The organism is Azospirillum sp. Sh1 (assembly GCF_008365135.1).
Lineage (GTDB): Bacteria > Pseudomonadota > Alphaproteobacteria > Azospirillales > Azospirillaceae > Azospirillum > Azospirillum oryzae.
In genome coordinates this window covers 65,079-90,271 of sequence record NZ_VTTK01000029.1, presented here as the reverse complement: position 1 = coordinate 90,271, position 25,193 = coordinate 65,079, and the positions used below count along the sequence as shown (strand labels likewise).

Genomic DNA, 25,193 nt, shown 5'->3' with positions numbered 1-25,193 from the left:
CGGCGGGGCGCGGGGGTCTGTTGGGGGGGGGGGGGGGGCGGCCCCCCCCCCCCCCCCCCCCCCCCCCCCCCCCCCCGGGGGGGGGGGGGTGGGGGGGGGGGGGACGCGCGGCGTGGCTCTTCAAGGGATGCGCAGTCCCGGTACCCAATAAATCCACCCCATGCACCCCCCTCACCCCGACCCTCTCCCCGGGGGGGAGAGGGGGAGATCCCGGTGATGAGAGGGTGTTACTTACCGCTTCGTCTTCGGGTCGTGCGTGTGGTGGATGTCGCGTTCGCCACCGCCGCCGGACGTGCCGGAGTGGCGGGTGTTGGTGGGTTCGCCCGGACGCGGGTGCTTTTCCGGTGCCGGCGCCGGCTTGTCGGCGTTCTGCCGGCTGCTGCCGGGACCGCCATGGTGGCGGTCGGTCGCGTCACTATGCTTGCTCATGCCTCACCGATCCTGCTGATAGCCCTGGTGGGTGGTGTTCTGCCGGGTGTTGGCGGTCTGGCCCTGTTCCTTGGGGTTCGGAACGTCGCGCTTGCCGGCTTCAACCTCCGTCGACGTGCCGGTCGCCGGCTCGCCGGGACCCTTGTCGCTGCGGCCCTGGGGCGGGACGGGCGGAATGTGCTTGGTCATGATGGCGCTCCTTCCTGTTGGCTCGCTTTCCCTTCCAACAGGAGGGTGGGGAAGGGGTTCCGGTCGGATAGAGACCCACCCGCGCGCTCGGCTGTCGCATTGCTTTCATGCGAAATTGCTGCGACCGCACAGCGTGGATCGGCCTCTATGCTGGCCTCCACCATGCCAGACCTGCCCGCCCAGTCCCTCGCCTCCGCAGCATCCGCAGTCCGCAAGCCGCCCGTCGCGGTGTCGGACGGGCTGCCGACCCCGCAGCGCTATTGGGCGATGGCGGCGATGACCGTCGCGCTGATCATGGCGGTGCTGGACGGGGTGGTCGCCAACATCGCCCTGCCGACGATCCAGCGAGAATTCGCGGTCGATGCCGCCGGCGCGATCTGGGTGGTCAACGCCTATCAGCTGGCGGTCACCGTCTCGCTGTTCCCTCTGGCCTCGCTGGGCGACATCATCGGCTACCGCAAGGTCTACTGGTTCGGTCTGGCGGTCTTCACCGTGGCCTCGCTGGCCTGCGCGCTGTCGCCGAACCTGCCGGTTCTGACCGCCGCCCGCGTGTTGCAGGGCATCGGCGGCGCCGGGATCATGAGCGTCAATCTGGCGCTGGTCCGCCACATCTACCCCTCCACCCATCTCGGGCGCGGCGTCGGCTACAACGCGATGATCGTCGCGGTGTCCTCGGCGGCGGGACCGAGCCTCGCGGCGCTGATCCTGTCGGTGGCGTCCTGGCCCTGGCTTTTCGCGGTCAATGTGCCGCTGGGGCTGGCGGCGTTGGTGGTGGCGGCGCGGGCGATGCCGGTGTCCAATCCGGCCGGGCACCGCTTCGACTGGCTGAGCGCGGCGCTGAACGCCGCCACGCTCGGCCTGCTGATCGTCGGCTTCAAGGGGGTGGACGGCAGCCAGCCCACCTGGCAGGTCGCGGTGGAACTGGCGGCGGCGCTGGTGCTCGGCACGACGCTGGTGCGGCGCGAGCTGGCGCAGGCCGCACCGCTGCTGCCGGTGGATCTGCTGCGCCGGCCGGTCTTCGCCCTGTCGGTGGTGACCTCGGTCTGCTCCTTTGCAGCGCAGAACATCGTCTTCGTCGCCATGCCCTTCTTCTTCGAGGACGTGCTGCACCGCTCGCTGGCCGAATCCGGGCTGCTGATGACGCCCTGGCCGCTGATGGTGGCGCTGGTCGCCCCGATCTCCGGCCGGCTGGCCGACCGCTACGAGCCGACGCGGCTGGCGGCAGCCGGGCTGGCGCTGTTCGCCACCGGTCTTGCCCTGATGGCGCTGCTGCCGCCCGATCCGTCGACGCTGGATATGGTCTGGCGGATGGCGCTGGCCGGCTTCGGCTTCGGCCTGTTCCAGACCCCGAACAACAAGGTGCTGGTCAGCAGCGCGCCGAAGGAGCGCAGCGGCGGTGCCAGCGGCATCCAGGCGACCGGCCGGCTGCTGGGCCAGACGCTGGGTGCCGCCACGGTCGGTCTGGTCTTCACCGCCATCGGCAAGGCGGACGGCAGCGTCGTCGTGCTGTGGCTGGGGGCCGGGCTGTGCCTCGTCGCCTGCCTGACCGGCATCTTCCGCCGCCGCCCGGCCGCCGCCTGACCGGCTTATTCCTTGTCGGGCTGCTGGGTTTCGGGTCGGGTCAGCGTCGGCTCGTCGCCATAAGCGAAGGTCGGCGCCTTGGCGAAGTCCGCCTGCCCGATGTTCAGCACCGGACCTGTCGGACCATTGCCCAGCATGTCGGCCGGCAGAGCCACCAGCTTCTCGCCAAGCCCCAGCACCTCGTTCGGCGCCACGACGATGCGGTCCACCCGGTCGCCGGTCTGGTCCATGGTGAAGTCGAGGATGCGGCCGGCCGGCTGGCCGTCATTGGTGCGCAATTCATTCCCCACCATCGCCCGCGCCTGATCGGGGTTGAGCGCTGCCGGCGGCAGGGCCGCCACCGGCGGCGACGCTTGCCCTGATCCCGTCTGTGATGGCCCCACCGGCGGCGCGGGGTTCTGCACCTCATGGGAGGGAGCCTCGCCACCAACCCCCGTCGGAGAGGTGATCGCTCCGGTCGCCGGCTGATCGTCCGGCCGCGGCGCGGTCATCAGCGGCGGCGAGGCGCTGGCGCCCGGCGCCGGAGTGGTCTGGGCAATGGCGGTGCCGGTCAGCAGCAGCGCCGCGGCCGGCAGGAGCAACAGGGGGCGGAGCATAAGGGCGACCCTTCCGTTCGGATTCGGTATCGCCCTGGTTAACAGCGGAACATGCCCTGGGGTTGCCGGCGGAGCTTCGCGGAAAACTCCCTCTCCCCGGGGGAGAGGGGATTTCCCGTCACTTCCCGCGCCCGGTCTTGTCCTGAAGGGCGTCGATCCGCTTGGATGCTTCCGCCTTGGACAACCCGTCTTCGAAGGACTCGCCGGCTTCCTCGCTCAGCGTCTTCAGGTAGGACGCCTGGGCGCCGGTCATCGGCTCGTCGCCGGTGGTCCAGTCGTCGGGGTTCTTGTCGCGGTTGGAGTGGTCTTCGCCGGTCTTCGGATTCTCGTGCTCGGAATGGGTCCGGCGGTCGTCGGTGTGCTTGCTGGTCATGATCCGTGCCTCATAAAAAAGGAACGTACCATGAACAAGCGTGAAGGCGGGAAGTTCCCGCCTTTATCGGAGATCCGTCAGCCGCCGTTGCCGCGCAGCAGGAAGACGCCTTGTTCGCCCAACAGGTTGGCGAGGCCGGAATGGGCGTGGCTGGTCACCCGGCCGGCGCGGTCGATGATGCGGGTCTGCTCGATGGTGATGCCCATCTCCTCCGTCAGGACGACGAAGTCGCGCAACGTGCAGAAATGGATGTTGGGCGTTTCCCACCACTGATAGCCCAGCTTCTCCGTCACCGGCATGCGGCCGGTCAGCATCAGCTGCAACCGCACCCGCCAGTAACCGAAATTGGGGACCGACACGATGGCGCGGCGGCCGATGCGGCACATCATCTGCAGCACGTCGCGCGGCTGCCGCATCGCCTGCAGGGTCTGGCCCAGGATGACGTAGTCGAAGGCGCCGGCCGGATAGTCCTTCAGGTCGGTCTCGGCATCGCCCTGGATCACCGACAGGCCGTGCGCCACGCATTGCCGCACGCCGTCCATGCTGAGTTCGATGCCGCGCCCGTCGACGTTCTTGGCGTGGGACAGATAGTCCAGCAGGGCGCCGTCTCCGCAGCCGACGTCCAGCACGCGGCTGTTCGGCTCCACCATCTCGGCGATCAGCTTCAGGTCGTCGCGAATGTCCACCATGGTCGGTCGTCCAGTCCCAATCCCAATGCCAATCAGCGCGCGCGGCGGCGGGCGGACAGGCCGCGATGCTCGGCGCAGCCCTCCAGGAAGCCGTGGATGACCTGATGGAACTCCGGCTCGTCCAGCAGGAAGGCGTCGTGGCCCTTGTCGGTCTCGATCTCCACGAAGCTGACATTGGCGGCGACGGCGTTCAGCGCATGCACGATGGCCCGCGATTCCGAGGTCGGGAACAGCCAGTCGCTGGAGAAGCTGGCGAGGCAGAAGCGCACCGGCGTCGTCTTGCCCCCCGGACGGAAGGCGTTGGCCAGCGTGCCCCCGGCATCGGCGGCGAGGTCGAAATAATCCATCGCCCGCGTGATGTAGAGGTAGGAGTTGGCGTCGAACCGCTCGACGAAGGCCGCCCCCTGGTAGCGCAGGTAGCTTTCCACCTGGAAATCGGCGTCGAAGCCGTAGGTGACCGCCTTGCGATCCTGCAGGTTGCGGCCGAACTTGCGGTGCAGCGCCGCTTCCGACAGGTAGGTGATGTGGGCGGCCATGCGGGCGACGGCCAGACCGGCCTCCGGCTTGGTGCCTTCCAGCAGATAATTGCCGCCGCGCCAGTTCGGGTCGGCCATGATCGCCTGGCGCCCGACCTCGTGGAAGGCGATGTTCTGCGCCGAATGGCGGGCGGCGGTGGCGATGGGCACCGCGGCGAACACCGATTCGGGATAGGCCACCGCCCATTGCAGCACCTGCATGCCGCCCATGGAGCCGCCGACGACGCAGAACAGCTTCTCGATGCCGAGATGCTCGACCAGAAGCTTCTGCGCCCGCACCATGTCGCCGATGGTCACCACCGGGAAGGACAGGCCATAGGGCTTGCCGGTGGCGGGGTCGATGTCCTTCGGCCCGGTGCTGCCCAGGCAGCCGCCCAGCACGTTGGAGCAGATGACGAAATAGCGGTCGGTGTCCACCGGCTTGCCGGGACCGACCAGCATCTCCCACCAGCCGGGCTTGCCGGTGACGGGGTGCTTCTCCACCACGAAATGGTCGCCGGTCAGGGCGTGGCAGATCATGATCGCGTTGGATTTGTCGGCGTTCAGCGTGCCGTAGGTCTGGTAGGCGATCTGGAAGCCGCCGATCTCCACCCCACTGTCCAGCCGCATCGGCCGGTCCACCGCCAGACGCACGCGCTTGCCCGGCATCTCCGGGCTGTCGGCGACCGTGGGGGTGACCAGAGGGGGCTGCTGCGCGGTGGGGGGCGCGGACATGTCGTTTCGTGCCTTGGAAGCGGTTCTGGCCTTCGGGATTTCCAGCCTTGCGGCGCCTTGGCGGAAGCCCTCGGAGAGCTGTGGCGGAACGGGAGGGTATAGCTACGAAGCCGGCCTTCGGAGTGTCAATGTTTTCTTTGATTTCAGGGCGCATGCGGACTACTACTAACCGGCTTTGCATTCGATGGTTTTCTGACCCATGGCCGCCCGGACCCCGCTCGACGATTTGCGCCGCGAGATCGACCAGATCGACGACGCGATCCATGACCTGCTGATGCGCCGCGCCGCCGTGGTGGAACGCATCGGGGCGGCCAAGGGCAATGGCGCGGCCGAAAACGGCACGCAGCCGGTCATCCTGCGCCCGGCGCGGGAGGCGACGATCCTGCGCCGCCTGATCGCCCGCCATGCCGGTTCCTTCCCCGCCCAGGTCGTGGTGCGCATCTGGCGCGAGATGATCACCGCCTTTACCCGCATGCAGGGCCCCTTCGCCGTCGCCGTCTATGCGCCGGAGGATCGCCGCGGTTTCTGGGACGTCGCCCGCGACCATTTCGGCGGCTTCGTGCCGATGACCGCCGTCAACACCCCCGCCGCCGCGCTCCGCGCCGTGTCGGAGGGGACGGCGACCGTCGCCGTGGTGCCCTATCCGGCCGAAGACGATTCGGACCCCTGGTGGCGCTTCCTGGTGTCGGCCGACGCCGGCCGGCCGCAGGTGGTGGCGCGTCTGCCCTTCGGCGGGCGCGGCAATGCCCGCGGCGAGAATCGCGACGCGCTGGCCATCGCCGCCGTCCCGCACGAGCCGACCGGCGACGACCGCACGCTGCTGAGCATCGAGATCGGCGGCGACCTCAGCCGCGGCCGGCTGAAGGATCTGCTGGAGGCCTGCGGCCTGCCGCCGGTCGGTTTCTGCACCTGGCACCCGGCCGGCCATGCCACCGGGATGAGCGGCGGCGGCCCGTCGGTCCATCTGGTCGAGATCGCCGACTTCGTCGGACAGGCCGACCCCCGCCTTGCCAAGCTGCTGGAACGGTCGGGCGACATCCCGGTGCGGGTCAACGTCGTCGGCGGCTATGCCGTGCCGCTGCATCTGGGCTGATGCGCGCTTTTGGGGCGAGCCGCCGGGGCGGTTCCTGCCATATCCTGCTCCCCCATTTTCCGGGATGGAACACCGACGCCGGAACTGTTCCATCCTGTTCCAACCCATCCCACCCAAACCCATCCCATTCAGTCGGAAGGTAAGCAGACCATGACCCAGCCGAACGGCCCGCAGCCGCGTCCGGGGATTCTCGACATCGCCGCCTATGTCGGCGGCGAGCATCAGGGTCATATCCGTCTCGCCTCCAACGAAGGGGCGCTGGGGCCGAGCCCGAAGGCGATGGAGGCCTATACGGCGGCGGCGTCCACCCTGCATCGCTATCCGGACGGCGCCTCGGCGGCCCTGCGCGGCGCCATCGCCAAGCGCTTCAACCTGGATGCCGACCGCATCGTCTGCGGCGCCGGGTCCGACGAGATCATCAGCCTGCTGATCCGCTCCTATGCCGGGCCGGGCGACGAGGTGCTGTATTCGCAGTACGGCTTCCTGATGTACCCGATCGGCGCCAAGTCGGTGGGCGCCACCCCGGTGACCGCGCCGGAGGACGGGCTGACCGCCAGCGTCGACAACCTGCTGGCCCGCGTCACTCCGCGCACCCGTCTGGTCTTCCTCGCCAACCCCAACAACCCGACCGGCACCTACCTGCCGGCGTCGGAGGTGGCGCGGCTGCATGCCGGCCTGCCGGCGGACGTCATCCTGGTCATCGACGCGGCCTATGCCGAATACATGAACAAGGACGACTACACCGCCGGCGAGGAGCTGGTGGAGAAGTTCCCCAACGTGGTGATGACCCGCACCTTTTCGAAGATCTTCGCGCTGGGCTCGCTGCGCATCGGCTGGTGCTATGGCCCGGCCGGGATCGTCGACGTGCTGAACCGGGTGCGCGGTCCCTTCAACGTGTCGACCGCCGCCCATGTCGCCGGCATCGCCGCGGTGGAGGATGCCGAGTTCCTCGACCGCTCCCGCCGCCACAACGAGCAGTGGCGCGAGTGGTTCTCCGCCACCGTGCGGGACCTGGGCCTGACGGTTCACCCCAGCGTCACCAACTTCGTGCTGGTCGATTTCAAGGGCCAGCCCGCCGGCAAGGACGACGCCGAGGCTGCCCGCCAATTCCTGAAGGCCCGCGGCATCCTGGTCCGCCAGATGCCCTCCTACGGCCTGCCGAGCTGCCTGCGCGTCACCATCGGCACCGAGCAGGAAATGCGCGCGGTGGCCGACGCGCTGCGGGACTTCTTGAAGGCGTAAGGTCTTTCAATCGAAAGGAAAAGCCCGCCGGAACGGCCGTTCCGGCGGGCTTTTTGCTGAGCATTTATTCCGCGGCGATCGGAAGGGCGCCGGCCGCCATCTTCTCTTTGGCGTTCAGCACTTCGAGTGCGACAATCCGGTTCTGATCGTCGAAATCCAAAATGATGCCCGGAGCGACCTCCTGGGAATCGATGATGGTGCCCTCCGAAAAGCGCACGAACAGCGCGTCGGCTTCGGGATCGTATCGCGAGTTCATAGCTTGGCTCCTCGGTCGAGAAAGGCCGTGATGACCAGTATATCCGCACCGTCCCGTCGATGAACAACCCGGATGATCCGGTTGCCGGCTTCCGGGATGAGCTTGAACGACCGCCATACGTCCGGTCCGCTGGGATCGGCTTCGATCCGGTCAGGAGATTCGATGGCGCGCTCGACCCATCCCAGAGCCAACCCTCGCTCCTGGATCGTCAAGCGGGCATGGGCGGTCAGGCTGAGCGTCATCGGCGGGCTCTCGCTCTCAACCCCGGTTCAGCAGGAAATCGACCGTCTCCGGCCGTCCCGGCAGGTCGAGCCTCGCCTGCACCGGTTCGCAGCGGCTGACGATGCGGCCGCGGCGCAGGACGAACAGGCGGGCGGCGCGGGTGCGGATCGCCTCGACCGGGTTGCCGGCCTGGAGCACCACCAGATCGGCGTTGCAGCCCGGCTCCAGCCCATAGCCGTCCAGATGCAGCAGCTTGGCCGGGTTGATCGTCACCGCGTCGAAGGCGGCCTTGATGCCGTCCTGTCCGGTCATCTGGCCGACATGCAGCCCCATGTGGGCTACCTCCAGCATGTCGCCGGAGCCCAGCGGATACCAGGGGTCCATCACGCAATCATGGCCGAAGGCGACGGTCAGCCCGGCGGCCATCAGCTCCGGCACGCGGGTCATGCCGCGGCGCTTGGGGTAGGTGTCGTGGCGGCCCTGGAGGACGATGTTGATCAGCGGGTTGGCGATCACCCCCAGCCGGGCCTCCGCCATCAGCGGGATCAGCTTGGAGACATAGTAATTGTCCATGGAATGCATGGAGGTCAGGTGCGACCCCGTCACCCGGCCGTGCAGCCCCAGCCGCTGCGTCTCGTAGGCCAGCGTCTCGACATGGCGGGACAGCGGGTCGTCGCTCTCGTCGCAATGCATGTCGACCAGCAGCCCGCGCTCTGCCGCGATCTCGCAGAGCAGCCGAACCGAGGCGGCACCGTCGGCCATGGTGCGCTCGAAATGCGGGATGCCGCCGACCACGTCGACGCCCATGTCCAGCGCCCGCCGCAGCAGCTCCTCCGTGCCCGGAGAGCGGAGAACGCCGTCCTGCGGGAAGGCGACCAGTTGCAGGTCGAGGTAGGGGGCGACGCTCTTCTTGACGTCCAGCAGGGCTTCCACCGCCAGCAGGCGCGGATCGCAGATGTCGACATGGCTGCGCACCGCCAGCAGGCCGCGCCCGACCGCCCAGTCGCAGTAGGCGAGCGCCCGCTCGACGATGGCATCCTGCACCAGTTGGGGCTTCAGCTCGCCCCACAGGGCGATGCCCTCCAGCAGGGTGCCGCTCTGGTTCACGCGCGGCAGGCCGTAGCTGAGCGTGCTGTCCATATGGAAATGGGAATCGACGAAGGGCGGGGTGACCAGCCGGCCGGTGGCGTCGATTTCGGTTGCGGCCTCGCCGGCCAGATTGGCTTCGACCGCGGCGATGCGGCCGTCCATGACGCCGATGTCGATGCCGGTGCGGCCATCCGGCAGGGTGGCGCGGCGCAGGATCAGGTCGAACATCAGCGTTCTCCTTTGCGGTACGGGATCATCAGGGCGCGCGGGTAGGAAGCCCGGCGGGCCACCAGCACCAGCGCCAGGATGCTCAGCAGATAGGGCATCATCAGGAACAGCTGGTAGGGCAGGACGCCGCCGCTCGCCTGCTGCAGCCGCAGCTGCAGCGCGTCGAACACCGCGAACAGCAGGGCGCCCAGCAGCGCCTTGCCCGGCCGCCAGGAGGCGAAGACCACCAGCGCGATGCAGATCCAGCCGCGCCCGTTGACCATGTTGAAGAAGAAGGCGTTGAAGGCCGACAGGGTCAGGAAGGCGCCGGCCAGCGCCATCAGCGCGCTGCCCGCCATGACCGCGCCGACGCGGATGGCGGTGACGTTCAGCCCTTGCGCCTCGGCAGCGGCCGGATTTTCGCCGACCATCCGAACCGCCAGCCCGACCGGCGTGCGGTAGAGGACATAGGCGACGACCGCGACCAGAAGAAGGGCGAGGTAGGTCAGCGGCGTCTGGGCCAGGGCGCCGGGCAGGGCGAGCGGCTGGAACGGCTCGATGGTCGGCGGGGTGCTGGCCTGCGGCAGGACGAGGCGATAGACGAAATAGGACAGGCTGGTGCCCAGCAGGGTCACGCCGATGCCGGTCACATGCTGCGACAGGCCGAGCGGCACGGTCAGCGCCGCATGCAGCAGGCCGAGCAGTGCGCCGCAGGATGCCGCCACCAGCACGCCGGTCCACAGATCGGCCCCCTGGTAGACCGCCATCCAGCCGGCCATGGCGCCCAGCGTCATGATGCCTTCGATGCCCAGGTTCAGCACGCCGGCCCGCTCGCACACCAGTTCGCCCAGCGTGCCCAGCACATAGGGGGTGGCGATGCGCAGCACCGCGGTCCAGAAGGCGGCCGACAGCAGGATGTCGAGGATGATCGACAGGAAATCCATGGCCCCTTACCCCCGCCGCAGCCGGTAGCGCGCCAGCAGCCCGGCGACCAGCATGCACAAGAGGCTGGCGGCGACCAGGACGTCGGCGATGTAGTTGGGAACCGGCATGGCCCGGCTCATGGCGTCGGCGCCGACGAAGATGCCGGCGATGAACAGCGCAGCTCCCACCACGCCGATCGGATGCAACTGCGCCAGCATGGCGACGACGATGCCGCTGTAGCCGAAGCCCGGCGACAGGTCGAGCGTCAGGTAGCCCTTCAGCCCGCAGACCTCCGCCGCCCCGGCCAGCCCGGCCAGCCCGCCCGACAGCAGGGCGGTGCGCAGCATGATCCGCGTCACCGGCATGCCGGCGAAGGCGGCGGCGCGCGGGTTGGCGCCGACCGCGCGATTCTCGTAGCCCCAGATGGTGCGGGTGTCGACCAGCCACAGCAAGACCGACAGGCCGAGCGCGATGGCGAACCCGGCATGCAGACGGGTGCGCGCCACCAGCTTGGGCAGTTCCGCCGCCTCGGCGACCGGTGCCGACTGCGGCCAGCCCATGCCCATCGGGTCCTTCAGGGCCCCTTCCAGCAGCAGCGACACCAGCAGCAGCACGACGAAGTTCAGCAGGAGGGTGGTCACCACCTCGTCGACGCCGAAGCGGACCTTCAGCACGGCGGGGCCGAGCAGGGTGACGCCGCCCGCCGCCATGCCGGCGAACATCGCCAGCGGGATCAGCGCCCAGGCCGGCAGGTCGAGCATGCCGCCGCCGACCACCACGGCGGCCAAAGCGCCCATGTAGAGCTGGCCCTCCGCCCCGATGTTCCACAGCTTGGCGCGGAAGGCAACGGCGGCGGCAAGCCCGGTCAGGATCAGCGGGGTGGCGCGGGTCAGCGTCTCGGTCAGGGCGAAGCGTGAACCGACCGCTCCCTCGAACAGCAGCCCATAGGCGCGCAGGACCGGGGCGCCGGTCCAGGCGACCAGCAGGGCGCAAAGCGCCAGCGCCGCCGCCACGGCGCCCACCGGCGCCAGCAGCCGCAGGGCGAACGGGGTATCGGTGCGCGGTTCAAGCCGCATCAACAGTCTCCGGCAGAATGTCGCGCAAAACGTCCCAATGCCCGGCCATCAGCAGGCCGAGTTGGCTGACCGACACGCGGTCATGCGGCAGAAGCGGGGTGAGGCGCCCGTGATAGGCGACGGTGACGCAATCGGCCAGCGCCAGGATTTCGTCCAGATCCTCGGAGATCAGCAGGATGCCGGCCCCGGCGGCACGGGCGTCGAGCAGGCGGCTGTGGACGTAGGACACCGCGCCGATGTCGAGCCCGCGCGTCGGCTGGCTCGCCAGGATCAGGTCCGGCCCATGGGCCAGCGTCCGGCCCAGGATCAGCTTCTGCATGTTGCCGCCCGACAGCAGCTGCGTGCGGGCATCGGGACCGGGGCAGCGGACGTCGAACTCCTCGATCACCTTGCGGGCATAGCTCCGCGCCGCAGCGCGTCGCAGCACGCCGAAACGGGAAAAGGCGGAATCGTGATAGCGCTCGGCGATCAGGTTCTCCCACACCGCCATGGCGCCGACGAGACCGGCGCTGTGCCGGTCCTCCGGGATGCGGGCGACGCCGCGCCGGACCATGTCGGCGGGGTCGCCATGCTCCACCACGCTGCCCTTCAGCGACAGCCTGCCGGAGTCGGGACGGATCAGGCCGCTGACCAGTTCGGCCAGCGCGGTCTGGCCGTTGCCGGACACGCCGGCGATGCCGACCACCTGATGGCGCCGCACCGTCAGATCCACCCCGTCCAGCAGCGGACGGCCATGGTCCGATGCGACGGTGACGCCCGCCAGTTCCAGCACCGGCTCGCCGGGGCTGAGCGGGGTTGGGGCCGGCGGCTTGACACTGCGGCCGACCATCAGCTCGGCCAGCTTGGCTCGGTCGGTGGAGGCGGTGGCGTGGGTGGCGACCAGCTTGCCGGCGCGCAGAACGGCGACGGTGTCGCTGGCGGCGAAGACCTCGTTCATCTTGTGGCTGATGAAGACGACGGCCAGCCCGTCGGCGGTCAGCCGGCGCAGCGTTTCGAACAGCCCGGCCGATTCCTGCGGCGTCAGCACCGCGGTCGGCTCGTCCAGGATCAGGATGCGGGCGTCGCGGTAGAGCGCCTTCAGGATCTCCACCCGCTGGCGCTCGCCGACCGATAGGTCACCGACCAGCGCGTCCGGCCGCACCTCCAGCCCGAAGCGCTGGGAAAGGTCGAGCAGTCGGCGTCGGGTGGCTCCCCGGTCGGAGCGCAAGCGCCACAGCGATTCGGTCCCGACCGCGATGTTGTCCAGCACCGACAGATTGTCCGCCAACGTGAAATGCTGGTGGACCATGCCGATGCCGGCCTCCAGCGCGGCGCGGGGCGAGCCCGGCGGCAGGGGGCGGCCGAACGCCTCGATGGTCCCCTCGTCGGCGACGTAATGGCCGAAGAGGATGTTCATCAGGGTGGTCTTGCCGGCGCCATTCTCACCCAGCAGGGCCAGCACCTCGCCGGCGCGGAGCGTCAGCGAGATGCCGTCGTTGGCGAGCAGCGGGCCGAACCGCTTGGAGATGCCGGCGAGCCGGAGGACGACCTCCGGCCCGCCTTTCACGGGTGATGACATCGGGGATGCGCCGGGCGTCACATCGTCGACTTCGGCTCGGCGTCGTTGACCTTCACGGTGAACTTGCCGTCGCGGATCTGCTGCTCGCGCTCCGTCACCTTCGCCTTGATGGCGTCGGGAACCTTCGACTCGAAGGTGCCGAGCGGCGCCAGGCTGGAGCCCTTGTGCGCCATCATGCTGTAGGGACCGTAATCCTCCGCCTTGTAGCTGCCGGCCTTCACCGCGGCGATGGCGCGCTCCACCGACGGCTCCATGTGCCACAGGGCGCTGGCGACGACGGTGTCCGGATATTGCGGCTGGGTGTCGATGACGTTGCCGATGGCCAGAACCTTGCGCTCCTTGGCAGCGTCGGACACGCCGAAGCGCTCGGCGTACATCACATCGGCGCCGCGGTCGATCATGGCGAAGGCGGCTTCCTTGGCCTTCGGCGGGTCGAACCAGGAGCCGATGAAGCTGACGGAGAACTTGACCTGCGGGTTGACCTCCTTGGCGCCCTCCATGAAGGCGTTCATCAGGCGGTTGACCTCGGGGATCGGATAGCCGCCGACCATGCCGATCATGTTCGACTTGGTCATGCCGCCGGCGACCATGCCGGACAGGTAGGCGGGTTCCTGGATGTAGTTGTCGAAGACCGAGAAGTTCGGCTCCTGCGGCTTGAAGCTGGAGCCCATAACGAAGGCGGTCTTCGGATAGTCCTTGGCGACGGCGCGGGCGGCGCGCTCCACCCCGAACACCTCGCCGAAGACAAGCTGCTGGCCGGCCTCGGCATACTGGCGCATCACGCGCTCATAGTCGGTGTTGGCGACCGACTCGGCCCAGACATAGTCGATGTCGCCGCGGTCGGCGGCGGCCTTCAGCGCGACATGGATGCGGCTGACCCACTGTTGCTCGATCGGCACGGTGTAGATGCCGGCGACCTTCAGCTTGCTCTGTGCGAATGCCGGCAGGGAGCCGCCGGCAGCCACCGCGAAGGCCACCGCGGCGGCGCCGCACAGCACCGCACGGCGCGTCATTCCCCAGGCCGTCTTCCCCGAAACCGTCATCGCCCGATCCCCCATCCCCCGAACCGACATCGTTTGAGTCCCCTTCGTCGCTGAGTATCGTTGGCTGCATATCGCTGGCAGCAGGGCGGCTGGCCCGCAGGGAGCATGAATACTCGGGAATGCTTCCACGATCCATGAACCCCTGCGGGCCGCGCATGCAAGTGCAACGGGAATGCCATCCGCCGGAACCGCCGCCCGCCTTGCGGACGCGGTAATCCGGTAGGCCAGAATGCTGGCATGTGATTGAAAAAAGGGCAACTCTTGTTGGCGGTTCGGTCAGGATCGCGGCGTCGCGTCCTTCGGCCGTTCACCGCGCCCCCGAGCCTCCCCCCGGCAGCGGTCGGAGCAGTATTTCACCTCGTCCCACACCCGCTCCCACTTCTTGCGCCAAGTGAAGGGGCGTTCGCAGACCGGGCAGGTCTTGGTCGGCAGGTCGGCCTTCCTGACGCCCTTCATGCCGGGCCGCCGCCCAGAATAGCGGCGGGACGGCGGAGGACGGGATCGAACGGGTTCAACTGGCGGCTGATGGCGGCGGATTCGCGCTTCAGGATGTCGACCACCACCGGCAAACGCTCTTCGTTCAGCCGCTCGCTGATCGTGCCGACGCTGAGCGCGGCCACTGCATGGCCGTCGCGGTCCAGTACCGGCACCGCCACGCCCGACATGCCCGGCAGCAGGCCGGTGGAACGGCTGGCATAGCCGAGATCGCGCACCCGTGCGATCTCCGTGCGCAGATACACCTCGTCGATGATGCCCACGCCCTGCATGCGCGGCAGGTTGAAGCGGATCACCTCCTCCCGCTCCTCCTCATGCAGGAAGGCCATGATGGCGAGGCTGCCCTGGCCGACGCCCAGCGTCACCCGGCCGCCGATGTCGCCGGTGAAGGAGCGGATGGGGAAGGGACCCTCGCTGCGGTCCAGGCACACGGCGTCGAAGCCGCTGCGCACCAGCAGGAAAATGGTGTCGCGCAGGGTCGCCGACAGCCGAAGCAGGATCGGCCGGCAGATGTCGCGCAGGTTGTTCGGGTTGCCGGCCTGGGCCGCCAGACCGAACAGGTCGATGCCCAGCCGATAGCGCTTGGTCGCCTTGTCGGCCTCCGCCATCCCCTCCTCCACCAGGATCTTCAGCAGGCGGTGGACGGTCGGCGGGGTAAGGTCGAGCGCGCGCGAGATGTCGGTCAGCCGCGCCCCCGTTTCGTTGGAGGAGGCCAGCAGGCGCAGGATCGCCAACCCGCGTTGCAGGCTGGATTTGCCGCCCGCCTCTTCGGTGCCGGCATTTTCGCCACCGGAACCCTTGTTGGGCTTGCTGCGGGTGTCGGCGCTCATTTCCAGCCTCTTCCTGAAAATCGGTGATGTTGGCTGCCCCATCTATTCCGCATATCGGAAGCTTTTGCAAAATCTTTTCTGTCCATGGAAAAAGCGGATTGACGCGACCGGGGGTGCGGCGGAACCATCGGGGCAACAGGTGAGGCCCGGAGACCGAGGCCAATTGTCGCAAGAGGGAGAATTCCCCCCGTGTCGTTCCTCGAATTGAAAAACATCACCAAGCGTTACGGCCCGCTGACCGCGGTCGGCGATGTCTCGCTGTCGGTGGAGAAGGGGGAGTTCGTCTCTCTGCTCGGCCCCTCGGGCTGCGGCAAGACCACGACCCTGCAGATGATCGCCGGTTTCGTCGAACCGTCGGCCGGCACGATCCGGCTGGACGGGCGCGACATCACGCGGGCCAAGGCGAACAGCCGCGGGCTGGGCATCGTGTTCCAGAGCTACGCGCTGTTCCCGCACATGACCGTGTTCGACAATGTCAGCTTCGGGCTGGAGATGCAGCGCGTGCCCAAGGGCGAGCGCAAGCCCCGCGTCGAAGAGGCGCTGTCGCTGGTCCACCTGTCCCCCTATGCCAAGCGCTACCCGCGCGAGCTGTCGGGCGGCCAGCGGCAGCGCGTGGCCCTGGCGAGAGCCCTGGTGATCCGCCCGCCGGTGCTTTTGCTGGACGAGCCGCTGTCGAACCTGGACGCCAAGCTGCGCGAGGCGATGCAGTTCGAACTGCGCGAGATTCAGCGCAAGGTCGGCACCACCACCGTCATGGTCACCCACGATCAGGCGGAAGCCTTCTCGATCAGCGACCGCGTCGTGGTGATGGAGGCCGGGCGCATCACCCAGATCGACCAGCCCTATCGCATCTACGAGCATCCGGAGACGGAGTTCATCTCCCGCTTCGTCGGCAAGACCAACCTGCTGCCGGGCAAGGTCGTCACCGCGACCGGCGCCGGCGCCACGGTGTCTTTGGCCGGTATCGCCGTGCCGGTCGAAGCCGCCGGCCTGTCGGTGGGCGAAACGGTGACGCTGTGCATCCGGCCGGAGAAGCTGCACCTGACCGTCCCAACGGACGGGCTGCTGACCGGTCGCGTCGCCGACCGCTTCTTCCTGGGCAGCCAGTGGCTCTATCACATCGACGGGCCGCTCGGCACGCTGATGGTGGTGACGCCGAACGACGGTTCCACCCCGGCGGAGCCGGGCGCGACGGTTGGGCTGGAATGGTCGCCGTCGGTCGTGCGCGTCCATCGCGGCGCCATGGCGGAGGCGCCGGATGTGGCGCTTGAGGTGACGGGATGAGCGCCGCCGTTCCCGAAGCAGCGCCCGCCGCGTCCAGCGACGAGACGCATGAGCGCCGTTTCCCCACCGCGCCGCTGTTCCTGTCGGCACCGGCGGCATTGCTGTTCGCAGCACTGGTGCTGATCCCGCTGTTCCTGACGGCGCTGTTGTCCTTCAACCAGTTCGACTATGCGACCGGGCGCACCGGCGGCTTCACGCTGGAGCATTACCTGTCGGTCCTGACCGACGAGTATTACCTGGAAATCTTCCTGCGCACCTTCCGGATTTCGGCGCTGGCGACCGCCATCTGCGTGGTGGTCGGCGTGCCGGAGGCTTACATCCTCAGCCGGATGAGCAACCCCTGGCGGTCGATCTTCCTGCTGGTGATCCTGGCGCCGCTGCTGGTCTCGGTGGTCGTGCGCGCCTTCGGCTGGAGCATGCTGCTGGGGCCGGAAGGGCCGGTGAACGCCGCGCTGATGGCGTTCGGCATCGGCCGCATGCGGCTGCTCTACACCGAAGGCACGGTGATCGTGGCGCTGGTCCACGTCATGCTGCCCTTCATGGTCATCCCGGTCTGGACCTCGCTGCAGAAGCTCGATCCGGCGGTGGAGCAGGCGGCGCTGTCCTTCGGCGCCTCGCGCGGCACGGCCATCGTCCGCGTGGTGGCGCCGCAGATCCTGCCCGGCATCCTGTCGGGAAGCCTGATCGTCTTTGGTCTCAGCGCCAGCGCCTTCGCCATCCCCGGCCTGCTCGGCGGACGGCGGCTGAAGATGGTCGCGACGGTGGTCTACGACCAGTATCTCAGCGACCTGAACTGGCCGATGGGTGCCGCGGTCGCCGCCCTTCTGCTGATCGCCAACCTGATCGTCATGCTGACCTACCACCGTCTGGTGGAAGGCCATTACCGCCGCCGGCTGGGGTGAGGATGCCATGACCCGCAACGGACCCGTCGCCCTGATCTTCCATACGGCAGTCGTCATCTTCATGCTGGCGCCGCTGGCCATCGTCTGCCTCGTCGCCTTCACGCCCGAGAACACGCTGTCGCTGCCGACCAGGGGTTTCTCGCTGCGCTGGTTCGATGCGGTGTTCCACCACCCGGACTTCGTCCAGTCCTTCTGGAACAGCCTGTGGCTGGCCGTGCTGTCGGCGACGATGGCCGTGGTGCTGGCGGTGCCGGCCTCCCTCGCCATCACGCGCTGGGAGTTTCCCGGCCGCGGCTTCCTCAATGCACTGTTCCTGTCGCCGCTGATCATCCCGCATCTGGTGCTGGGCGTCGCCATGCTGCGGCTGTTCGCCATCGTCGGCGCGACGGGCAGCTTCGGCTGGCTGGTGGCGGCGCACATCGTGATCGTCACGCCCTATGTCATGCGCCTGCTGATCGCCGCGATTTCCGGCTTCGACCGCAGCGTGGAGCAGGCCGCCTTCTCGCTGGGCGCCAGCGAGGCCACCGTGTTCCGCCGCGTCACCCTGCCGATGATCCTGCCCGGCGTGACCGGCGGCTGGCTGATCGCCTTCATCAACAGCTTCGACGAGCTGACCATGTCCATCTTCATCACCTCGCCGTCCACCGTGACGCTGCCGGTGCGGATGTACATGTACGCCACCGAATCGATCGACCCGATGATGGCGGCGGTGTCGGCGCTGATCATCGGCATCACCGCGGTCGCCGTTCTTCTGCTCGACCGCGTCTATGGGTTGGACCGCATCCTGGTCGGCCAGCACTGAGCATCCGTTCCGGCCGTCCTTTCTCTTCGGAGACCAGTCATCATGGCTTTGCTGCAGCGTGTGGCCGAACAGGGCCGGCGCGTGGTCCGCTTTACCCTCGACGGGCGCCCGGTGGAGGCGCTGGAGGGCGACACCGTCATGACCGCAATGCTCACCAATGCCGAGCGGCTGCGCCGGACGGAGTTCGCCGACAGCCCGCGCGCCGGATTCTGCATGATGGGCGCCTGCCAGGATTGCTGGGTGCGGACGGAGGAGGGCGAGCGCCTGCGCGCCTGCGGCACCTTCATCGCCGACGGCATGCGGCTGCTGAGCGGCGGGGAGTGGACGTCGTGAGCGAAGTTCTCCCTCCCGTCATTGTCGGCGCGGGGCCGGCCGGCATCCGCGCCGCGGAGCGGCTGGTCGCCGCCGGACTGCGTCCGGTGGTGGTCGACGAGGCGGCGCGTTGGGGCGGCCAGATCTATCGCCAGCCACCGGATGGCGGCTTCACCCGGCCGAAGAAGGCGCTCTATGGCTTCGAGGCGGGCAAGGCCGATGCGGTCCACCGCGCCATGGCCGCCATCCGTGACCGGGTGGATTACCGCCCGCGCACACTGGTGTGGAACTGCGAAGCCGGCGCGCTCGACCTTTTGTCGGACGGCGCTAGCGAAACTCTGCCCTTCAGCCATCTGATCCTGGCGACGGGGGCGACCGACCGCGTGCTGCCCTTCCCCGGCTGGACGCTGCCCGGCGTCTTCACGCTCGGCGGGTCGCAGGTGGCGCTGAAGTTCCAGGGCTGCGCCATCGGCCGGCGGGTCGCTTTCCTCGGCACCGGGCCGTTGCTCTATCTGGTCGCCTACCAGTATCTGAAGGCCGGGGTGGAGGTGGCTGGGGTGTTCGACACCACGCCCTTCGCCGTCCAGGCCCGCGCCACCGCCGGCATGCTGCGCGATCCGGCGACGCTGGCGAAGGGGCTGCTGTTCGTCGGCTGGCTGCGCGCCCATGGCGTGCCGATCCACAACGGCGTGCGCCCGGTGCGCGCCGAGGGGGCGGAGCGGGTCGATGCGCTGGTCTGGCGCGATGCGCGCGGTCAGGAACAGCGCACAGGCTGCGATGCCGTCGCCTTCGGGCTTGGCCTGCGGTCGGAAACCCAATTGGCCGACCTCGCCGGCTGCCGCTTCCGCTTCGACGAGGCCGACCGGGCGTGGCTGCCGGAGCGTGACGGGGCAGGGCGCAGCTCGGTTCCCGGCGTCTATCTGGCCGGCGACGGCAGCGGCATCGCCGGTGCCGATGCGGCGGAACTGGCGGGGGAGCGCGCGGCGCTGGCCCTGCTGGAGGATCTCGGCCGGCCGGTCGAGGCCGCACGGGTGAAGGAGCTGGACGGCCGGCTCGCCCGCATCGCCGCCTTCCGCCGCAGCCTGTCGGCGGCCTTCCCCTTTCCAGCGGACTGGGCCGACGCCATTGCCGACGACACGATGATCTGCCGCTGCGAAGGCATCACCGCCGGTGCGGTGCGCGAGGTCGCCCGCAGCGGACAGGCCCGCGAGATGAACCGCGCCAAGGCGTTGACCCGCGCCGGCATGGGCCGCTGCCAGGGCCGCATGTGCGGCGCCACCACGGCGGAACTGCTGTCCCGCACGCTCGGCACCGGTCCTGACGGGGTGGGGCGCCTGCGGGCGCAGCCGCCGATCAAGCCGCTGCCGGTTTCCGCCGGTGCCGAGCGGCGGGAGGTCGCGTGATGCGGGAACGGATCGAGTGCGATGTCGCCATCGTCGGCGGCGGGATCGTCGGCGGGGCGGCGGCGCTGTTCCTGCGGCAGGCCGGCCTGTCGGTCACCCTGCTGGAGCGCGACTGGTGCGGCGCCAAGGCGAGCGGCGTCAATTTCGGCGGCGTGCGCCGCCAGGGCCGCCCGCTGGAGCAACTGCCGCTGTCCCAGCGCGCCCACGCCATCTGGGGCCGGCTGCCGGAACTGCTGGGCACCGACGCCGAGTACATCCGCTCCGGCCATCTGAAGCTGGCGCGCAGCGACGCCGATCTGGAGTCGCTGATCGCCTACCGCGAGCGCAGCCAGGGTTTCGGCCTCGGGCTGGAGATCATCACGGGCGAGGAGTTCCGCCGTCGCTGGCCGGCGCTGGGCGACCGTGCGCTCGGCGGGTCGCTCTGCCCGGAGGATGGCCACGCCAATCCGCGCCTCGTCTCCCCCGCCTTCGCCCGCGCAGCGGCCAAGTTGGGCGCAGTGGTGCGCGAGCAGACGTCGGTCGACCGTGTTGAAAAGGACGGCGACCGCTTTGTCCTGCTGAGCGGCGACGCGTTGGAAGTCCGCGCCCGCTACCTGCTGAACACCGCCGGCGCCTGGTCCCGGCGGGTGGCGGAGGCGTTCGGCGAGCCGGTGCCGCTGGAATCGCTCCACCCCAACATGGCGGTGACGGAGCCGCTGCCCCGCTTCCTCGACGTCAACATCGGGGTGGAGGGCGGCGGCGTCTATGGCCGGCAGGTGCCGCGCGGCAACATGGTTGTCGGCGGCGGGCGCGGCTTCGCGCTGGATGCCGACCGCGCCCGGCCGCAGCGCGACGCCGTACTGACCCTGATGCGCGACGCGGCGGAGCTGTTTCCCCAACTGCGCCACGCCCACGTCATCCGCTGCTGGACCGGGGTGGAGGGCTACACGCCCGACCGCAACCCGGTCATCGGCCCCAGCCGCACCACCCCCGGCCTGTTCCATGCCTTCGGCTTCTCCGGCGCCGGTTTCCAGATCGGTCCCGGCGTCGGCCAGACGCTGGCCGAACTGGTCACCAGCGGCGAGACGCCGATGCCGCTGGAGCCCTTCCGCATCGACCGCTTTGCACCAACCGCTTAAAGACTTCACCCACTTTGGCCCAATGGAGGACATGCATGCCGAGCTTGCGTAACCTGTCGCTCACCGGTCTCGCCACGGTTGCCATCACGGCGGCCGCCGCGCTCTCCACCCCCGCCGCCGCCCAGACCAAGACGGTCTATATCGGCATGAACGGCGGCACGATGGAGAAGACCTACACCGAGCATGTCTTCCCCGCCTTCGAGAAGGCGACCGGCATCAAGGTGGTGGTGGTCCCCGGCACCTCGTCCGACATCCTGGCCAAGCTGCAGGCGCAGAAGGACAATCCGCAGATGCACGTCGTCTTCCTGGACGACGGACTGATGTACCGGGCCATCGGCATGGGCCTGTGCCAGAAGATGGACAGCTCGCCGGTGCTGAACGACGTCTACCCGTCGTCGCGCATGAAGGGCGACATGGCGGTCGGCGTCAACATGGGCATGACCGGGCTGGCCTATAACAAGGCGATGTTCGACGAGAAGGGCTGGGCGCCGCCGACCAGCTGGATGGATCTGGCCGACCCCAAATACAAGGGCAAGGTCGTCGTCCAGTCGGCCGCCAGCAGCTCCTTCGGCCTGCATGCCTTCCTGATGTACAACCGCATCAAGGGCGGCACCGAGGCCAACGTCGATCCGGGCTTCACCACCTGGCGCAAGACCATCGGCCCGAACGTGCTGGAATACATCCCCAGCTCCGCCAAGATCGCCGAGATGGTGCAGACCAACGAAGCGGCCATCTTCCCGCTGACCCCGACCGGCGTCGGCAGCCTGAAGGCCAAGGGCATCCCGGTGGAATATGCCCAGCCGAAGGAAGGCTCGGTCGTGCTGATGGTCGGCGAATGCGTCGTCGCCAAGAACCCGGACAACGAGGCCGCGCAGAAGCTGGCCGCCTATCTGCTGGGTCCGGAGGCGCAGCTCGCTGCCCTGCAGTACGGCGCGCAGATTCCGTCCAACACCAAAGTCACGGCGCCGGCCGATGTCGCCGACGAGATGAACAAGTTCCAGGGTTACATGAAGAACGCCGTCACGGTGGACTGGGACGTCATCAACGAGAAGCGCCCGGACTGGAACCAGCGCTGGAACAAGGAAATCGAACGGTAATCGGGGCATGAAAAAGGGGGGCGCCAAAGCGCCCCCCGATTTGCTTTTCGCAGCTGGTTATTCCGCAGCCATCGCGGCGCGGCGCTGAGCCTCGCGGGTTTGGCGGCCTTCCTTCAGCTTTTCCGACAGCAGGAAGGCCAGTTCCAGCGACTGGCTGGCGTTCAGGCGCGGATCGCAGGCGGTGTGGTAACGCAGCGCCAGATTGTGATCGGTGATCGCCTGGGCGCCGCCCGTGCACTCCGTCACGTCCTGGCCGGTCAGCTCGAAATGCACGCCGCCGGCATGGGTGCCTTCGGCCTGGTGCACCTCGAAGAAGCCGCGCGCCTCGGCCAGCACCCGCTCGACCGGACGGGTCTTGTAGCCGGTGGTCGACTTGACCGTGTTGCCGTGCATCGGGTCGCAGGACCACACAACGGTGCGGCCCTCGCGCTGGACCTTGCGAAGCAGCGGCGGGAACTTCTCCGCCACCTTGTCGGAGCCCATGCGCACGATCAGCGTCAGGCGCCCGGCCTCGTTGGTCGGGTTCAGGATGTCGATCAGGCGGATCAGCTCGTCCGGGTCGGTGGTCGGGCCGCACTTGAGGCCGATCGGGTTCTTCACGCCGCGCAGGAACTCGACATGGGCGCCGTCGGGCTGGCGGGTGCGGTCGCCGATCCACAGCATGTGGGCCGACACGTCGTACCAGTCGCCGGTGGTGCTGTCGACGCGGGTCAGTGCCTGCTCGAACGGCAGCAGCAGCGCCTCGTGGCTGGTGAAGAAGTCGGTCTCGCGCAGCTGCGGCGTGGTCTCCGCGGTGATGCCGCAGGCGGCCATGAAGGCCAGCGTCTCGTCCAGGCGGTTGGCCAGTTCCTGGAAATGCTCACCGGCCGGCGACTTCTCGACGAAGCTCAGCGTCCACTGATGGACCTTGTGCAGGTCGGCGTAGCCGCCCTGGGCGAAGGCGCGCAGCAGGTTCAGCGTCGCGGCGGCCTGGGTGTAGGCCTGCATCATGCGTTCCGGATCGGGAACGCGGGCGTCACTGGTGAAATCGAAGCCGTTGATGATGTCGCCGCGGTAGGACGGCAGCTCGACCCCGTCGATCGTCTCCATGTCCGCCGAACGCGGCTTGGCGAACTGGCCGGCCATGCGGCCGACCTTGATGACCGGAATCGAGGCGCCGAAGGTCAGCACCACGGCCATCTGCAGCAGGACGCGGAAGGTGTCGCGGATGTTGTTGGGGTGGAATTCGGCGAAGCTCTCGGCGCAGTCGCCGCCCTGCAGCAGGAAGGCCTGGCCGGCGGCGGCCTCGGCCAGCTTGGCCTTCAGCCGGCGGGCCTCGCCGGCGAAGACGAGCGGCGGATAGGAGGACAGACGCTGTTCGACCGCCTCGACCTTGGACTGGTCGGGATAAGTCGGCAACTGCTTCGCCGGTTTCGTCTTCCAACTGGCGGGTGTCCAACGCTCGACCATGACGCGCCTGCTCTTCCTTGACGATTGCGGAACGGGGGCCGGGCGGGCGGCGAACGACCGGCGGCGAAACCCGTGGGGGGTACTCTATAGCGCGACTCGCGGTAACTTTTCCACAGTTTAGGCCCGCCTGCCGGCAATGCTGTGCCATTGGGACAGGTCGCCTGCCACCATGGGTGATTTCAGATGAAAAGAACTTCGCCCCGCCTTCCCCCCGACCCCCGATATATAAGGGTCGCTGGCGGCCTGCGCCCGCGGACAGTATACATCGGGGGAAACCGACCACGCCCGAGAGGAGCCTCCCCGGTGAAAGCGACATCCTGGCGGGCAAAGCGCCTGTCCTCCTGGGCGCAGGCCCTGGGGGTCTACCGCGACCCGCGCGTGCTGGCGATCCTGTTCCTGGGCTTCTCCGAAGGGCTGCCGCTGGCGCTGACCGGCGCCACGCTGAATGTCTGGCTGACCGAACAGGGCGTCAGCCGCACCAATATCGGGCTGTTCGCGCTGGTCACCATGCCCTATGCGCTGAAGTTCCTGTGGGCGCCGCTGATCGACCGGCTGCGGCTGCCGGTGATGACGCGGCTGTTCGGGCGGCGGCGCGGCTGGGCGCTGACGGCACAGGCGGCGCTGATCGCGGCGCTGCTGGGGCTGGGCACCACCGATCCGGGGCAGGACCTGTGGTGGACGGCGATGTGCGCCGTGCTGGTCGCCTTCTGCTCGGCCAGTCAGGACATCGTGGTCGATGCCTATCGCGTCGAGGTGCTGGAGGAGCATCAGCAGGCCGCCGGTGCCGCGGTGCTGGTGCTGGGCTATCGCTTCGGCATGATGGCGGCGGGGGCGGGCGCGCTCTACATCGCGCAGTACCATGGCTGGCGCACGGCCTACGAGGTGATGGCGGCGCTGGTTCTGGTCGGCATGGCCACCATCCTGCTGTGCCGCGAGCCGAAGGAGCCGCCGCCCAGCGCCCGTGAAAAGCTGATCGCCGAATGGCTCGGCCACCGGCCGCATCTGTCGGGCCGCAGCGCCGTCGTGCTCGCCTGGATTTACGGGGCGGTGGTGGCGCCCTTCGCCCAGTTCATGGAGCGGCGCGGCTGGGTGGTGATCCTTGCCTTCATCGCCAGCTACAAGCTGGGGGAGGTGCTGGCCGGCCAGATGTCCTCGACCTTCTACATCAGCCTGGGCTTCACCAAGGTGGAGATCGCCAACGTCAGCAAGTTGTTCGGGCTGTGGGCGACCATCGCCGGCGGGCTGCTGGGAGGGTTGCTGGTGGGCAAGGTCGGGGTTCTGCGCGGCCTGATGATCGGCGGCATCCTGCAGATGGTGTCGAACCTGGGCTATGTCGTGCTGGCCTGGAATGGCAACGACGTGTCGACCCTGGCGATGACGGTGGCGGTGGAGAATGTCTGCGCCGGGATCGCGACCGCGGCCTTCGTCGCCTATCTGTCCAGTCTGTGCAACGTCGCCTACACCGCGACGCAATATGCGCTGCTGTCCAGCCTGTACAAGCTGGGCGGCGACCTGTTCGGCGCCTCGTCCGGCTGGCTGGCAGAGCGGATGGACTGGGTCAGCTTCTTCCTGCTGTCGATGGCGGGCGCTGTGCCGGCGCTGTGCCTGCTGGTCTGGCTGATGGGCCTGCACCGCCGCGAGGAAGAGGCCGCCGTCCCCGCACAATGAATGACGGGGACGGCGA

At 68.7% G+C, this 25,193-nt stretch carries 27 protein-coding genes; 11 read left to right on the top strand and 16 right to left on the bottom strand.

The genetic code is table 11. The features are described 5' to 3' along the window. Positions 1-231 precede the first annotated feature (231 nt). Positions 232-429, bottom strand: coding sequence for a hypothetical protein (locus tag FZ029_RS24240; RefSeq protein ID WP_149272287.1), 198 nt, complete (start codon positions 427-429; stop codon positions 232-234). A gap of 3 nt (positions 430-432) precedes the next feature. Then, positions 433-618, bottom strand: coding sequence for a hypothetical protein (locus FZ029_RS24235; protein WP_149272286.1), 186 nt, complete (start codon positions 616-618; stop codon positions 433-435). 147 nt (positions 619-765) lie between these two features. Between FZ029_RS24235 and FZ029_RS24230 the strand changes: the two genes are divergently transcribed. Continuing rightward, complete coding sequence (locus FZ029_RS24230; protein ID WP_149272285.1) at positions 766-2,199, top strand: MFS transporter; 1,434 nt, start codon at positions 766-768, stop codon at positions 2,197-2,199. A 5-nt stretch (positions 2,200-2,204) separates the two neighbouring features. Here FZ029_RS24230 and FZ029_RS24225 read toward each other — a convergent pair whose 3' ends face one another. The 4 genes from FZ029_RS24225 to FZ029_RS24210 all read right to left on the bottom strand — a co-directional run bounded on the left by FZ029_RS24225 (position 2,205) and on the right by FZ029_RS24210 (position 5,041). Next, positions 2,205-2,795, bottom strand: coding sequence for a PRC-barrel domain-containing protein (locus FZ029_RS24225; RefSeq protein ID WP_149272284.1), 591 nt, complete (start codon positions 2,793-2,795; stop codon positions 2,205-2,207). A 118-nt stretch (positions 2,796-2,913) separates the two neighbouring features. Next, positions 2,914-3,168, bottom strand: coding sequence for a DUF3072 domain-containing protein (locus tag FZ029_RS24220; RefSeq protein WP_149272283.1), 255 nt, complete (start codon positions 3,166-3,168; stop codon positions 2,914-2,916). A gap of 77 nt (positions 3,169-3,245) precedes the next feature. Continuing rightward, entirely contained in the window at positions 3,246-3,857 is a 612-nt protein-coding gene (gene metW / locus FZ029_RS24215; RefSeq protein ID WP_085083887.1) for a methionine biosynthesis protein MetW, read from the bottom strand. A gap of 32 nt (positions 3,858-3,889) precedes the next feature. Beyond that, entirely contained in the window at positions 3,890-5,041 is a 1,152-nt protein-coding gene (locus FZ029_RS24210; protein ID WP_348771137.1) for a homoserine O-acetyltransferase, read from the bottom strand. Positions 5,042-5,306: 265 nt separating this feature from the next. Here FZ029_RS24210 and FZ029_RS24205 point away from each other — a divergent pair, with 265 nt between their 5' ends. Further along, positions 5,307-6,200 (top strand): chorismate mutase, encoded by an 894-nt coding sequence (locus tag FZ029_RS24205; protein ID WP_149272281.1) that lies wholly within the window; start codon positions 5,307-5,309, stop codon positions 6,198-6,200. Between the two features lie 150 nt (positions 6,201-6,350). Beyond that, positions 6,351-7,442: a histidinol-phosphate transaminase gene (gene hisC / locus FZ029_RS24200; RefSeq protein ID WP_149272280.1), complete on the top strand. Its 1,092-nt coding sequence runs from the start codon at positions 6,351-6,353 to the stop codon at positions 7,440-7,442. A 64-nt stretch (positions 7,443-7,506) separates the two neighbouring features. Here the strand turns inward: hisC and FZ029_RS24195 are convergent, their stop codons facing one another. From FZ029_RS24195 to FZ029_RS24155, 9 genes are all read right to left on the bottom strand, one after another. Next, positions 7,507-7,698: a DUF2283 domain-containing protein gene (locus FZ029_RS24195; protein ID WP_149272279.1), complete on the bottom strand. Its 192-nt coding sequence runs from the start codon at positions 7,696-7,698 to the stop codon at positions 7,507-7,509. Further along, positions 7,695-7,940: a DUF4258 domain-containing protein gene (locus FZ029_RS24190; RefSeq protein WP_149272278.1), complete on the bottom strand. Its 246-nt coding sequence runs from the start codon at positions 7,938-7,940 to the stop codon at positions 7,695-7,697. The genes FZ029_RS24195 and FZ029_RS24190 overlap by 4 nt, the downstream gene beginning before the upstream one ends. A gap of 16 nt (positions 7,941-7,956) precedes the next feature. Beyond that, positions 7,957-9,237, bottom strand: a complete 1,281-nt coding sequence (locus FZ029_RS24185; RefSeq protein WP_149272277.1) for an amidohydrolase family protein — start codon at positions 9,235-9,237, stop codon at positions 7,957-7,959. Continuing rightward, positions 9,237-10,160 (bottom strand): ABC transporter permease, encoded by a 924-nt coding sequence (locus FZ029_RS24180; RefSeq protein ID WP_188052037.1) that lies wholly within the window; start codon positions 10,158-10,160, stop codon positions 9,237-9,239. The genes FZ029_RS24185 and FZ029_RS24180 overlap by 1 nt, the downstream gene beginning before the upstream one ends. Before the next feature lie 6 nt (positions 10,161-10,166). Beyond that, positions 10,167-11,216: an ABC transporter permease gene (locus FZ029_RS24175; protein WP_149272276.1), complete on the bottom strand. Its 1,050-nt coding sequence runs from the start codon at positions 11,214-11,216 to the stop codon at positions 10,167-10,169. Further along, positions 11,206-12,774 carry an ABC transporter ATP-binding protein gene (locus tag FZ029_RS24170; protein ID WP_149272275.1) on the bottom strand — a complete coding sequence of 523 codons (1,569 nt, stop codon included), beginning with the start codon at positions 12,772-12,774 and terminating at the stop codon, positions 11,206-11,208. The genes FZ029_RS24175 and FZ029_RS24170 overlap by 11 nt, the downstream gene beginning before the upstream one ends. Before the next feature lie 17 nt (positions 12,775-12,791). Beyond that, positions 12,792-13,787, bottom strand: coding sequence for a BMP family protein (locus tag FZ029_RS24165; protein ID WP_149272292.1), 996 nt, complete (start codon positions 13,785-13,787; stop codon positions 12,792-12,794). 306 nt (positions 13,788-14,093) lie between these two features. Beyond that, positions 14,094-14,273: a DUF2256 domain-containing protein gene (locus tag FZ029_RS24160; RefSeq protein ID WP_149272274.1), complete on the bottom strand. Its 180-nt coding sequence runs from the start codon at positions 14,271-14,273 to the stop codon at positions 14,094-14,096. Beyond that, positions 14,270-15,142, bottom strand: coding sequence for an IclR family transcriptional regulator (locus FZ029_RS24155; protein ID WP_188052036.1), 873 nt, complete (start codon positions 15,140-15,142; stop codon positions 14,270-14,272). Before FZ029_RS24155 ends, FZ029_RS24160 begins: the two co-directional genes overlap by 4 nt. Before the next feature lie 189 nt (positions 15,143-15,331). Here FZ029_RS24155 and FZ029_RS24150 point away from each other — a divergent pair, with 189 nt between their 5' ends. The 7 genes from FZ029_RS24150 to FZ029_RS24120 are packed head-to-tail and all read left to right on the top strand — an operon-like array spanning position 15,332 to position 22,060. Then, the gene (locus FZ029_RS24150; protein ID WP_149272273.1) at positions 15,332-16,426 is read left to right on the top strand and encodes an ABC transporter ATP-binding protein; all 1,095 of its coding nucleotides are present in this window, start codon (positions 15,332-15,334) and stop codon (positions 16,424-16,426) included. Then, on the top strand, positions 16,423-17,328 hold the full coding sequence (locus tag FZ029_RS24145; RefSeq protein ID WP_149272272.1) for an ABC transporter permease: 906 nt from the start codon (positions 16,423-16,425) through the stop codon (positions 17,326-17,328). The genes FZ029_RS24150 and FZ029_RS24145 overlap by 4 nt, the downstream gene beginning before the upstream one ends. Positions 17,329-17,335: 7 nt before the next feature. Further along, a complete protein-coding gene (locus FZ029_RS24140) occupies positions 17,336-18,130 on the top strand; it encodes an ABC transporter permease (RefSeq protein WP_149272271.1) in 795 nt (264 codons plus the stop codon). 42 nt (positions 18,131-18,172) lie between these two features. Further along, positions 18,173-18,463 carry a (2Fe-2S)-binding protein gene (locus FZ029_RS24135; RefSeq protein WP_149200077.1) on the top strand — a complete coding sequence of 97 codons (291 nt, stop codon included), beginning with the start codon at positions 18,173-18,175 and terminating at the stop codon, positions 18,461-18,463. Next, positions 18,460-19,845 (top strand): NAD(P)/FAD-dependent oxidoreductase, encoded by a 1,386-nt coding sequence (locus FZ029_RS24130; protein WP_149272270.1) that lies wholly within the window; start codon positions 18,460-18,462, stop codon positions 19,843-19,845. Before FZ029_RS24135 ends, FZ029_RS24130 begins: the two co-directional genes overlap by 4 nt. Continuing rightward, positions 19,845-20,963, top strand: coding sequence for an FAD-binding oxidoreductase (locus FZ029_RS24125; RefSeq protein WP_149272269.1), 1,119 nt, complete (start codon positions 19,845-19,847; stop codon positions 20,961-20,963). Before FZ029_RS24130 ends, FZ029_RS24125 begins: the two co-directional genes overlap by 1 nt. A 35-nt stretch (positions 20,964-20,998) precedes the next feature. Continuing rightward, on the top strand, positions 20,999-22,060 hold the full coding sequence (locus FZ029_RS24120; protein ID WP_149200074.1) for an ABC transporter substrate-binding protein: 1,062 nt from the start codon (positions 20,999-21,001) through the stop codon (positions 22,058-22,060). A gap of 57 nt (positions 22,061-22,117) precedes the next feature. On the opposite strand, the gene FZ029_RS24115 is transcribed toward FZ029_RS24120, so the two are convergent. After that, positions 22,118-23,509: a 3-deoxy-7-phosphoheptulonate synthase class II gene (locus FZ029_RS24115; RefSeq protein WP_149272268.1), complete on the bottom strand. Its 1,392-nt coding sequence runs from the start codon at positions 23,507-23,509 to the stop codon at positions 22,118-22,120. A 303-nt stretch (positions 23,510-23,812) separates the two neighbouring features. Between FZ029_RS24115 and FZ029_RS24110 the strand changes: the two genes are divergently transcribed. Then, positions 23,813-25,177 carry an AmpG family muropeptide MFS transporter gene (locus tag FZ029_RS24110; protein WP_149200072.1) on the top strand — a complete coding sequence of 455 codons (1,365 nt, stop codon included), beginning with the start codon at positions 23,813-23,815 and terminating at the stop codon, positions 25,175-25,177. The last annotated feature ends 16 nt before the right edge of the window (positions 25,178-25,193 follow it).